We start from the raw sequence: 12,898 nt of genomic DNA on the forward strand, positions 1-12,898 counted from the left end.
GGGGCACACCTTTGCAATGCTCAGTGTCAAGACAGACTTGGCTATCCAGTTGCTTCAAATGGAGGCTTATCCGCAGGTGGAGAAAGAATTAAAAGAAATTCACCAGATTAGTAAAGATTCCATGAATGAAGTGCGCACGATTGTGGAAAATCTAAAATCACGGACTTTGGCTTCCGAGCTAGAAACCGTTAAGAAGATGTTGGAGATTGCTGGTATTGAGGTTCAGATTGAGAATCAGTTGGACAAGGCTAGTTTGACCCAGGATTTGGAATCGACAGCTGCCATGATCCTTCTGGAGCTTGCGACCAATATTATCAAGCATGCCAAGGCTCGGTCAGCCAGCCTAAGGTTAACTCGAAGGGACCAGGAAGTGATCCTAAGCGTTCTGGATGATGGCAAGGGATTTACTAGGGTAGGAGGAAAAGAACTGCACACAGTCCGTGATCGGGTCCTACCATTTTCAGGACAAGTCCAAATCGTGAGTTTGAAAAATCCAACAGAGGTGCGGGTGCACCTGCCTTATAAGGAGAGAAACTAGATGAAAGTATTAGTCGCAGAAGACCAAAGTATGCTGAGAGATGCTATGTGCCAGCTTTTGAGTCTGCAAGAGGATATTGTGGCGGTCTTACAGGCTAAAAATGGGGATGAAGCTATCCAGATTTTGGAGAGTGAGGACGTTGATATTGCCATCCTGGATATCGAAATGCCTGTCAAAACAGGACTGGAGGTACTGGAGTGGATCAAGCAAGAGGTGGTAAAAACCAAGGTGGTGATCGTGACGACCTTTAAACGTCCCGGTTACTTTGAGCGAGCTGTTAAGGCGGGTGTGGATGCCTTTGTCTTAAAGGAGCGGAGCATCTCAGATCTCATGCAAACCTTGCATACAGTGTTAGCGGGAGGCAAGGAATACTCCCCCGAACTGATGGAGGTGGTGATGACCCATCCCAATCCTCTCACAAAGCAAGAAGTGATTGTGTTACAAGCAGTCGCTCAGGGGCTGTCCAATCAAGAAATCGCAGATAAACTCTATCTGTCTAATGGAACTGTTCGAAATTATATGACGACCATTCTTTCCAAGTTGGCAGCCACCAATCGTACAGAAGCAGCTAAAATTGCTCAGGAAAAGGGTTGGTTATGATAATTTCTGTGGAATTTTAGGGTTGGAAATGAGGTTGACTGAGGTTTTTCATTAAAACTCTTCACTTACATATTTCTGAAGATGCTATGGACTAGAAATGAAAATTAGTCACATCAGTAAAATTTAATTATAAAAATAGTCAGAACGACGAAATAAAAAATTAATAAGAATTGGTTGAGATAACACGTGATTCTAGTGATTTACAAAATACTCAAAAAGCACAAAAAGACTAAAATTGTAGATTATGAAATAAACCGGAGATGGGACTGAGGAGCTACTTACAGTATTCCTCAAAATGTATTATCTATAATGGGATATAAAATATTATAGTGGATTAGTTGTGACTACCGGTCTGATTCATTGAAACTTCGATGCAATACTAGGTTAGCTAAGTTTGGTAATCCTTTATAGGACATTTTTTGTTGCTTCAGTCTTAGTTAGGAATTCTCCCTCAGCTTTTATTTGGTGGAACCATACTTGAAAAGAGTCGATTCAGCAGACGAAAAGTCGACTGTTTTAATTGTTTCTGCACATCTGAAAAGTGATAAAGAGTTAAAAAACACCAGACATGATTAATAGCATGAACAGTTTTTCTTTACATTATAATCAATCATCATGTAAAGATTTTGAATATCTTATCTGATATAGGCTACATGCCACTAAAGATTTTAGATTCTATAATTTGATAGTCTGTAACTCCTTTATTAGCAATTGTTTTCATTATACTATGACACAAGCCTTTGATTATGATATCGATGTTGTTAATGGGGATATCTGGGAAGTTATAAATAAAATGTTGTTCTTTCGAACTGTAATGAGCTAAAGGAAGATAGAACATGAATGGAAATTTTGTGGCACATATGGCTGTTTCAGAATAACATCACAAATGGCAAGTACTTGTACTAAGATGAATAATAGAGACATCGTTTTCAGAATATAGTTCACTATTTGCTAGCGAATAGCTTTTTATTAAAATCATCTTAGGACTATAATCGATAATATAGTAAAACATAATATGATTCTAGTGTTTGAAATTCTTTGAATTAGCTAGCATCAGGGAGAGAAACACACATTAGTTCCAGTTAAAATAGTAAAAGAAAACGCAAACCTAATGGTCTGCGTTCTTATCTTAAAGAAGTAAAAATTGCTAGATTAATCGTCATTAGAAATAGAAACATCTAAATCAGTTTGAGAGCTGTCATTAGCACCTACTATAACTACTTCAGTAACAGGTAACACGGTTTTGATTGCATTCAATTCAAATGGCAAGAACACTCCATCGACATCTAAAGTAATGATTTGTTTCTCAATATCAATTTCATCAACAGTCCCGTAAAGGCCGCCGATAGTAATGACTTCGTTACCTTTTGATAATTTTTTTAGACTATCTAGTCGTTTTTCAGCTTGTTTTTTCTGGGAACGAGTTTGAAAGAAAATCATTCCAACCATCAAAGCAAAGAAAATAAATAATGTAGCAAAGTTCATAGTGCACTCCTTTGAAATCTATCTAGTCCTAACTATAACAAATATTTCAAAACTTTTCAAGCATTATCTAATCTTGAAATCATGTAAATGTAGTTAATTTTAAAATAGTATAAAAAACTTCATTAACCTTGTTGTAAAATGAAATGCAACACAAAAGACACGTTCATCTGATATACTAGAATTGCGAAAAACAGCATAAAGAAAGATGAATATGTCTACTAATTATTCTACCACAAATCAATCCTACAAACACTTATCTGAAGTTGAAAGAGGAAAAATTGAGGCTTATTTAGACGATGGGCTCAAACCTTCGGAGATTGCTCGTCGACTGGGAAGAAATCGATCTACTATTACTCGTGAAATTAGTCGAGGTTCCATAACACAAGTGAAAAAAGTAAATGGTCAGAAGGTTTACTATCTACACTATTATGCAGATGCTGCCCAAAATCGTTATCGTCAAGCCAGAAAGGCTAGTTATTATCTGAAACTGGGTCACATTTCCGATGACTTTCTGGCAGAATTTACAGAGGCTATGAAAGAAAAACCAAGAGTGAATAGCGTTGATACCTTCGTTCACACCTATAAACTCCAACATGTGAACGAGATTGTTCCTTCGACCAAAAAACATCTAGGAAAGTCAATTGAAGAAAGACCTGAGGAAATCAATAATCGTTCCCGCTTTGGTGATTGGGAATTCGACTCTGTTCTGAGGGAAAGACCGTCGGAGAACCTTCTGTTCTGACCTTAGTCGAACGACAAACACGTTACGCTGTTACAAGGAAACTTATTGAGAAGAAGGCCGAGTATGTGAATCAAGCAGTATTGGAGTGTATGAAACATTATCCCATTCAGTCCATCACTGCGGACAATGGAAGTGAATTTTCATCCTTGAACGAGATAGAGGGATTGGATGTTTATTTTGCTCATGCCTATTCATCTTATGAACGAGGTACGAATGAGAATTTCAACGGATTGCTGAGAGAGTCTATTCCAAAGGGAGTTTCACTAAAAGATTTCAATCCAAAGCTTTTAGAAGACTACTCCAAAGATATCAACGAAAGACCAAGACGAATTCATAACTATCAGTCCGCAAAAAAGCTGTTTGAGCTAGCTCAAACAGCTGGAAGAACACTCACTTAATCAGAGGAATGACTTTGTTGCACTTGACTTGACAATTGGGGAGCGTTAAAAATTTATTCAAATGTTGTTTAAAAAGTTGAACTAAAAAGGCTTGACTTTATTTTTTAGAATGCTATACTAATAGAGTAGTCGCCGACTTAGCTCAGTAGGCAGAGCAACGCACTCGTAACGCGTAGGTCACAGGTTCGATCCCTGCAGTCGGCATCGAAATATAGAAGAAAAAGCTTGATTTGATGGGCTTTTTTGCTTGTTCAAATCAAATTTGCTCCAAAAAATTACAAAAGTTTTCGGATGTTATTAAATTCATCATTTATTTTTTCTTCCAGAGTGTGTCCATATACTTCAATTAACATTGAAATATCTTTATGACCAAGTATTTTTGCTATGAACCCCTAAGTCAATCTCGTTATGCCACAGGTAACTACCAAATGTATGATGAGCCCCTTTTGTGTAATAATTGGGGAAATATCTAATTCAATCAATGCTACCTTTAATGTTTTATTTACAGTAGCAATATTTGGGATATCTTGTACATATCCATAGTGTTGAAAACCTAAATTGTCAAAATAAGCTAGACTTTTCAAGTAACTCAGAAAAACTTGGTAGGGTGATTGATAATTCAATGATTTCCTAGGAATTATATTTCTTTTATCAGATATAGCTGATAAAAGAATGCGAAATCGAAAAAGCTCTATAATACCCGCGGTGGAGTTACCCACTACAGATATTATAGAGCCTTTTTCTTTGATAAGTTAAAGAAAAATGAGATAAATCATTGCTTTTTTAGCGTTGTTTTGATATATTAAAATTACAAATATATCAAATTAAAATAAGGGTAAGTAGAAGTGAGGAGGTTTCTTTTTAATTTATTTTGAAAACGCTTACCCTAATTAAAAACGAAAGGAAAACAGTCATCTTATGGATAAGAGATTTTTTGAAAAACGATGCAAGTACAGCATTCGTAAGTTTACGCTTGGCGCAGCATCTGTCATGATTGGTGCGACTTTTTTTGGAGCAAATACTGCTCTGGCTGCTGAGGTGGAGATGGCACCAAAGAGTGAGGCGGAAAACCTGGCATCAACTACAGAAACTCAGCCGACTGAAAGTAGTCACCCACAAATGACTCCAGTTCAGCCAGATACGGATCAATCCCAGCCAGTAGCAGAGCCCTCAGCTCCTGAAGTAGAGGAGGAAGGTTCAACTTCTCTAACCAACACTAGCACTACAGAAAGCAGGTCAGTTGATAAGGAGGTTGCTCCCAAAAAAGATGACCTCGTCATCCCAGACCAGCTAAAACCGATCTTGGAAACAGCTAAGACAATCTATGAAGCAGAACATGGTGAAGGAAGTGCTGGTGATGTTGACTTTAATCATCCTGAAGACTTACCTAGTGAGTTTAGGGATTTTTTGAAAGATTTGTTAGATCAGTTAGGAACAGCTGGTCCAGAAAAGTCTGAAAAAGAAACAGAAGCTGCTAGCTCAGAGGAAACTCCAGTCATTAACAAATCCTTTATCCTAGAAAATAGTCAATTTAAACGTAGTTTCAAGGTTGAAAATGGCAAATTACATACAGAGTCTGTCACCAACAAACTGACAAGTAAAACCTTAACTTTTGCTCCAGATTCTAAAGAATTTACCATCCAATTTAAAAAAACCGATGATGTAGAGGAAAATTTACCAGATCAGCTAGGATTTATGTCTGAAAGCACGGATCGTGAAAAATGGATTTTGACAACCACTTCTCAACAATCTACGGAAGGAACTGAAGGAGCCGTAGATTTTGCCAAGGATAACAAACCTGAGACTATCTGGCATAGTCGGTATGGTAGTGGGGAAGGTACGATTAAGCAGTTGCCGATTTCTCTGACTTTTTCTTTTCCAGATGTGAAGGATATTGCAACATTTATTTATCTCCCACGTCAGAATGGTGATAATGGGGACATTAAAGACTATAAACTTTCTGTTAAGAAAGAAACTGGCGACTTTGTTGAAGTGGCTAGTGGTACTTTGCCACGTTTCACAGATAAGTCTGCAAAGTTTATCAGTTTTGAAAAACAAATAGGTGTTAAAGAGATAAAATTAGAAATTCTCTCTAGTCAAAATGGACAACCATTTGCTAGTGCAGCTGAGTTTGATGTATCGAGCAAGACTGTGACAGAATTGCAGTTAGAACAGCAGAAACGCTTGGTGGAGTATCAAGCTAAGGTTGCAGAAATCCTCAGCAAACGGCAACTCTCTCTGAAACAACTGACAGTTGCTAAAGATGGTATCAAGGAAGAAACTACCAAAGACGGTAAACGTGTCACCGTTACCTTTCAACCTTATGTTTATAACAATGTTCCTGTATCGATTAAGTATGTAGTTGAACTAAAAGATACAGCAGCTTATAGCCAAAGCCACTTAGAGATCAGTGTTCCTAAAGAACAAGCTGAACAGTTGACGATTGAAACGATAGATTTGCAATCTTACAAACTGGTTGGCGATGAAAAAGTCGAGGACTTTTCTAAACAAGCCAATATCTCTGAGATGGGCGGTTTCAACGGATTCTATGCTGGTTTGGGTCAACCCGTCTATGTGGGAAGTTTCTACACAGGATCTGAGTTTCCAGTTGCATTGAATACAGTTCAAGATGGAACTTTGTTTTCTCGTTACTATTCTGGTAAGAGTTTTGCCCAACTGAACAAGGATGATAAGGGCATTTATCATACTTGGAACACCGTTATGGGGAGTGCTCGTTCAGATGATTACCAAGTTTTGCAACAGGATTTTTACAAATACCTAAGTGAGATTGGTCAGAAGACCTACTATCGTAAGCAGTACAACTCTTGGTTTGACCACATGAAAGATATCACAGCTGAAAACATCAAAGAAAGCTTTGACCAAGTGGATCGTGGTTTTACTCGTGGTGGTGTCTCCCCACTCGATTCTTATGTCGTAGATGATGGATGGCAAAATATGAAATCTTTATGGGAATTCAATCAAAAATTCCCTAATAAACTCTATGATTCTAGTCGTCAGACTGGTCGTTTTGGCTCTCACTTTGGTCTCTGGTTAGGTCCTCAAGGTGGTTATGGTAATCCTGGTGAGATGGCAGATGCTCTTTCTAAGGAAAACAAGGGTTCCAAACATGCTGGTGTTGTTTACATTGGTGATAAACGCTATGTAGATGGCCTACATGAGCGCTTCAAAGAGTATGACCAAAAATTTGGTATCAACTATTGGAAGCTAGATGGTCTTTTGCTTAATCCAAAATCTGAAACAGATGAGAATGGAATCGGTGGTGGGTACATGAACATGTACTCCATGACGGAAACTCATGAACGCTGGATTGACCTCTACAATACTATCCGAAAGAATGCGACAGACCCTGATAAAATGTGGATTAATTTGACGTCTTATATCCCACCGTCACCTTGGTTCTTGCAATGGGTTAACTCTATTTGGATGCAAAATTCTGCCGATGTGGATTACCAAGATGGGGTTAAGAAAGACCAGTACCGCCATTTAGATTTTGGTAGTGATGCTAATGAAGCTATTACTTATCGTGATGACCGCTATGAGGAATTGGTAAAACTAAGAAAATGGCAGTTGCCATTTGCTAATATTTACAACCATGACCCGGTTTATGGAAATACAGCCAACTCAGGTAAACGCAGTGAGCCAAATGGTACTTATCGACCAAAAATCAATTTTAGTACAGATGAATTGCGCACCTATCTTTATATGTTAGGAACTCGTGGTACAGGCTTCTGGGAGTTTTATTACAGTCCTAGCATGATGGATGATGATAAATGGCAGGTCAATGGTGAGGCGGTTAACTGGATTGAAAAGAATTACGAAACGCTCAAGCACGCTCGTTTCCATGGTGGTAAACCAGGTCATGGTGAGGTTTATGGCTACTCTGCTTGGAATAGGGATAAGGGGATTCTCTCTGTACGCAATCCTATTAACAAGGAACAAGATTACACTCTTAAACTAGACCGCTTAGTTGGGATGCCTGAAAATATCAGCAATCTTTATCGCAAGGTGGTGTTAGGAGATAGTCGTCATAACACGCTTGAAACTAGCAAGTACGGGGATAGTATTACCCTTCACCTCAAACCTTATGAGACGGTCATTTTTGAGTATAGTAAGATGGATGACATGACACCAGCTACTTTGCAAGAAGCAAGGGTGACTGGGCCGAAAACTATCGATATCAGCTTTGATGAGAGTGTCTTGCTGGATGGTGCTAGCTTTACTGTAACGGGAAAGACAGTTGTGAGTCAGACACTCAATGCAGATCTGCGAACAGTAACCTTGACTTTGGTAGAAGAGCTTAAGGACAAGGAAAAAGTGAGCGTTCATTATAAGGATGTAAAAGATCGTTCTGCTCATGCCAACAAAGCGAGTGGGGAGCTAACTTTAACTGCTTATAAGCATGGTCGTGTCTTAGATTTAGCAAGTATCCAGAAGGAACAGGTATTGAAAGAAACAGGGATTGCTGGGAAAGGAGCTTTTAGTGTCACTGTTAAGGCAAATCTAAGTAAGCTCAACCAAACGCTTGCCCAACAAGGTGAAGAATGGAAATTATCTGTAGATGATAAGGGGCGCGTAACTTTTGCAGTAAAAGACTTGGAAGTTATTTCGGCTCCATATACTGAACTAAATCTAGAGGATAAAGGTCAAGCAGATGAACTCTTGCAGGTTGGTAAAGAATTTGTCGTAACCGCTATGCGACAAGCGAATGGTAGTTTGCGTCTTTACGTCAATGGTCAGTTACATAATACAGCCTATGATAAGAGCAAGGTGCGTCATGAACTGAAACAGGCAAATCTAATCTTGGGTGAGCTAGAACATCTCATCCTAGAAAACCAAGGTTTGGATTTCAAACAAGTAAAAGAACGGCGCCAAGAGTTGCAACCGCAAGCTGAAACACGCATAATAGACCTTAAGGCAGTTACTGCCACATCTTATGATGAAAATGATGGCGGTCCACGTCCTGCTAGTGCGGTAGTAGATGAGGATAAAACCAGCTACTGGGCAAGCAATCCTAACAAAGATAATCGCAAGGAAAAGCAAACGATTATGTTAGAATTATCTGAGTCAAGCAAGATTAACGGTGTTGTCTACACTCCACGTCAGGTGGCAAATGCAGTTGGGAATATCAAACAGCTCTATCTCGAAGTTAGCTCCGATGGAGAAAATTGGGAACGCGCTGAAATCTTAAATGGTGAAACAGATAACACCAAGAAGATTGATGCAGCAGATTTACAGGTTCAAACGATTGCAATAAAACCTGTAGAAGCAAAATTTATTCGCTTGACGGCTCTTCACACGGCTCATTGGCAGGCTGATAATCAGGATAAAATTGTTGCTGTAGCAGAACTTAAAGCATTCTATGAGTTCATTCCTGAAAGTCTCAAACCGAGTAAGCCTACTGAGGATACGCCGAAAGCAGACCAACCAAGCCAACCAGCTGAAATCCCAGCTCAACCAGAATCTCCAATGACTACCCCGAGCAAGTACAGCTTGAATTACAAGACACCAGCGGCCACCACCTACGATGGTTGGGAAAAACAGGCTCTCCCTGTAGGAAATGGAGAAATGGGAGCAAAAGTTTTTGGACTCATTGGCAAGGAACGCATTCAATACAACGAAAAAACACTCTGGTCTGGTGGTCCACGTCCTGACAGCACAGACTACAATGGTGGTAACTACAAGGAACGTTACAAGGTTATGGGGGACATCAGAAAGGCTTTAGAAGCTGGTGATGTGAAAACTGCTAAACAATTAGCTGAAACATATCTGGTTGGTCCTAATAATGCCCAATATGGTCGCTATTTGGCTTTTGGAGACATTCGGTTAGACTTCACAAATCAGAGTAAAAAACAATCAAGTGTTCATGACTATTATCGTGGTTTGGACATTAGCACAGCTATTACTAGCACTAGTTATACTCAGGATGATACGATTTTTATCCGTGAAACCTTTTCTAGCTTCCCTGATGATGTGACGGTGACCCACTTGGCACAAAAAGGGGACAAGAAACTGGATTTCACACTCAGAATGGACTTGACACGTGATTTGATTAATGGTGGTCATTACACGAGTCAACAATCTGACTTTAAAGATGGTCAAGTAACTGTAACGAAGGAAGGCATTCTCCTTAAAGGGACAGTCAAAGATAACGGTCTTCAATTTGCTTCTTATCTAGGTATAAAGACTGATGGTCAAGTAACGGTGGAAAACCAGCAGCTAAAGGTAGTAGGAGCTAGTTATGCCGATCTCCTTCTTAGTGCTAAAACCAACTTTGCCCAAAATCCTAAGACTAACTATCGAAAGGATATGGATGTGGAAAAAACGGTTAAAGAAACTGTTGCAAAAGCCAAGGCTAAAGATTATCAAGTCATTAAGGATAGTCATATCAAAGATTACCAATCGCTCTTCAATCGTGTCAAACTGAATCTTGGTGGCAAAGTTAGTGAAAACACGACGAAGGACATGCTGACCAACTACAAGTCAGAAAGTGGCCAAAGTTTAGAAGAACTATTTTTCCAATATGGACGCTATTTGCTAATCAGTTCTTCTCGTGACCATCAAGATGCGCTACCAGCTAACTTACAAGGTGTCTGGAATGGTGTGGACAATCCACCGTGGAACTCGGATTATCACCTTAATGTCAATCTGCAGATGAATTATTGGCCTGTTTATAGTAGCAATTTAGCTGAAAATGCGAAACCGATGATTAATTATATCGATGATATGCGCTATTATGGCAGAATTGCTGCTAAGGAATATGCGGGAATCGAGTCCAAAGATGGTCAGGAAAATGGCTGGTTGGTGCATACCCAAGCCACACCGTTTGGATGGACCACACCAGGTTGGAATTATTACTGGGGCTGGTCACCAGCGGCTAATGCCTGGATGATGCAAAACGTCTATGATTATTACAAGTTTACTCAGGACGAGGAGTATCTCAAAACCAAGATTTACCCGATGCTTAAGGAAACAGCCAAGTTCTGGAATAGCTTCCTACACTATGATAAGGCAAGTGATCGCTGGGTGTCCTCTCCATCTTACTCTCCAGAGCATGGTACGATTACTATTGGAAATACCTTCGATCAGTCTCTCGTTTGGCAACTCTTCCATGATTATATGGAAGCTGCTAACCACCTACAGGTAGATCAAGATTTAGTTAAGGAAATACAAGCTAAGTTTGATAAGCTCAAACCACTCCATATAAACAAGGATGGCCAAATCAAAGAATGGTACGAAGAGGATAACACGGACTTTACAGGGGAGGGGATTGAGAAGAACCATCGCCACGCTTCCCACCTAGTTGGTCTTTTCCCAGGAACTCTCTTCAGTAAGGATGAACCGGAATACCTAGATGCAGCACGCAAGAGTCTGAATGACCGAGGGGATGGAGGAACTGGATGGTCAAAGGCCAATAAAATTAATCTTTGGGCTCGTCTATTAGATGGAAATCGTGCTCATAAACTCTTAGCTGAGCAACTAAAATCATCTACGCTTGAAAACCTTTGGGACACTCATGCACCTTTCCAAATCGATGGAAATTTCGGGGCTACAAGTGGAATGACGGAGATGCTATTGCAGTCCCATTCAGGCTACATCGCACCACTCCCAGCTCTTCCTGATGTTTGGAAGGATGGAGAAGTGTCAGGCTTAGTTGCTCGAGGAAACTTTGAAACCAACATGAAGTGGGCAGATAAGAATTTGCAAATGTTGACTTTTATCTCCCATAGTGGTGCCAAACTGGTCGTGGACTATCCAAGCATTGAACACACGCTTGTGAAGATTAATGGCAAGGAAGTCAAGCCAGAGCTTGTGAAAGGAAATCGTATCCAGCTTGCAACACAAAAAGGCGATGTTATCACCTTTGAAAACTTCCTAGGACGTGTAACGACCGTGACTGCGGAACGTACAAGCCCTGCAAGTGTAGTTCTTAACTTTAATGAAGTTAAAGAGGCTAGTCATTACCTTATTGAACGAATCGAAGATACAGATGGTTCAGATTCAAATGGGAAACGTTTTATTACTCGTCAAACTCAGTTTGTAGATCATTCCTTAGATGCTTCACGTACTTACCGCTATCGTGTTCAGGCCATGTTTGGAGAAAAGACGAGTCAAGCTTCAGATAGTGTCAGAGTGAAGTTATTTAGCCAAGTATTTGATGATCGGGATAGTCGAATTCACTATGGTGCAGCCTTTGGAGACTGGTCAGATGATAGCCTATATGAGGGAACTGAGAAATTTGCTGATATTACAAATGGGAATCAATCAGAGGAGGCAGCGACTGCCAGTTTGACTTTTGATGGAGTTGGAATTGAAGTTTATGGATTAAAAACACCATACCTCGGACTAGCAAAAGTGACAATTGATGGTAAGGAAGTTGCTGAATTAGATTTTTATGATTCAACTGTTCAAAAGAGTGTTCTCATAGGTCGTTATGATGGTTTGACAAATGGTCCGCATACCATGACAATCACGGTTAAGAAGACAAATAAGGGTCGAACCAATGAACGTTCTAAGATTTCTTTGGATTATTTTACTGTATTACAAGAAACAGAACAAACGGATTTTCTAGATACCCCAAGTTTGAATGACTTGTCAATTAGAAAACAGACTATCAAAGTAACCTTGCCAAGTGGGAAATGGGATACTATCTTTATCAAAATTCCTGGTTTATTGGAACCTCTTAAAATGAGTCACTCTTCTAAGGGAGCTATCTTGTTAAATGAAACGGTAGAATTAGAAGGAGACGACAATCAGATTCTTCTAACATTACCAACAGGATCTCAGTTAGTGGAAGGAGGCTTCATTGAGGCTTATTCAAGGAAAGGAGATTTGACTAGTAGTTCTGTCTTTCTAAGAATTGCGAGCGAAGTAGAAAAAGATGAACCAATTACCCCAGATAAGCCAGCTGACACTCCAACCGATCCAGTTGTCCCGGATAAACCAGTTGACACCCCAACCGATCCGGTTGTTCCAGATAAACCGGTCGACACTCCAAGCGATCCAGTTGTTCCAGACAAACCAGTTGACACTCCAAGCGATCCAGTTGTTCCAGACAAACCAGTAGACACTCCAAGCGATCCAGTTGTCCCAGATAAACCAGTTGACACCCCAACC

The 12,898-nt window shown here is 39.8% G+C and carries 3 protein-coding genes, 1 tRNA gene and 5 pseudogenes; 6 read left to right on the forward strand and 3 right to left on the reverse strand.

Annotated elements, in window-relative coordinates; genetic code table 11:
• Positions 1 to 538, forward strand: a 538-nt coding sequence (locus STRDD10_RS04300; RefSeq protein ID WP_231853372.1) for a sensor histidine kinase, incomplete at its 5' end; no start/stop codon positions are given.
• Positions 539 to 1,138, forward strand: a complete 600-nt coding sequence (locus tag STRDD10_RS04305) for a response regulator transcription factor (protein WP_067193418.1) — start codon at positions 539 to 541, stop codon at positions 1,136 to 1,138.
• 1,152 nt (positions 1,139 to 2,290) lie between these two features.
• Here STRDD10_RS04305 and yajC read toward each other — a convergent pair.
• Positions 2,291 to 2,623, reverse strand: coding sequence for a preprotein translocase subunit YajC (gene yajC, locus STRDD10_RS04310; protein WP_067193420.1), 333 nt, complete (start codon positions 2,621 to 2,623; stop codon positions 2,291 to 2,293).
• Positions 2,624 to 2,834: 211 nt separating this feature from the next.
• Between yajC and STRDD10_RS10440 the strand changes: the two are divergent.
• Positions 2,835 to 3,763: pseudogene (locus STRDD10_RS10440) on the forward strand (IS30 family transposase).
• A 131-nt stretch (positions 3,764 to 3,894) separates the two neighbouring features.
• Positions 3,895 to 3,967 (forward strand) — tRNA-Thr (locus tag STRDD10_RS04325).
• A gap of 71 nt (positions 3,968 to 4,038) precedes the next feature.
• Here the strand turns inward: STRDD10_RS04325 and STRDD10_RS10445 are convergent.
• Both STRDD10_RS10445 and STRDD10_RS11880 read right to left on the reverse strand, forming a co-directional pair.
• Positions 4,039 to 4,314 (reverse strand): annotated as a pseudogene (locus tag STRDD10_RS10445) (tyrosine-type recombinase/integrase); the annotation flags it as partial.
• A 21-nt stretch (positions 4,315 to 4,335) separates the two neighbouring features.
• Positions 4,336 to 4,431: pseudogene (locus STRDD10_RS11880) on the reverse strand (IS30 family transposase); the annotation flags it as partial.
• Positions 4,432 to 4,681: 250 nt separating this feature from the next.
• Here STRDD10_RS11880 and STRDD10_RS11500 point away from each other — a divergent pair.
• Positions 4,682 to 8,110 (forward strand): annotated as a pseudogene (locus STRDD10_RS11500) (YSIRK-type signal peptide-containing protein); the annotation flags it as partial.
• Positions 8,111 to 8,476: 366 nt separating this feature from the next.
• Positions 8,477 to 12,343 (forward strand): annotated as a pseudogene (locus tag STRDD10_RS11505) (glycosyl hydrolase family 95 catalytic domain-containing protein); the annotation flags it as partial.
• Between the last annotated feature and the right edge of the window lie 555 nt (positions 12,344 to 12,898).

Origin of the sequence: Streptococcus sp. DD10 (assembly GCF_001578805.1) — a bacterium.
Lineage (GTDB): Bacteria > Bacillota > Bacilli > Lactobacillales > Streptococcaceae > Streptococcus.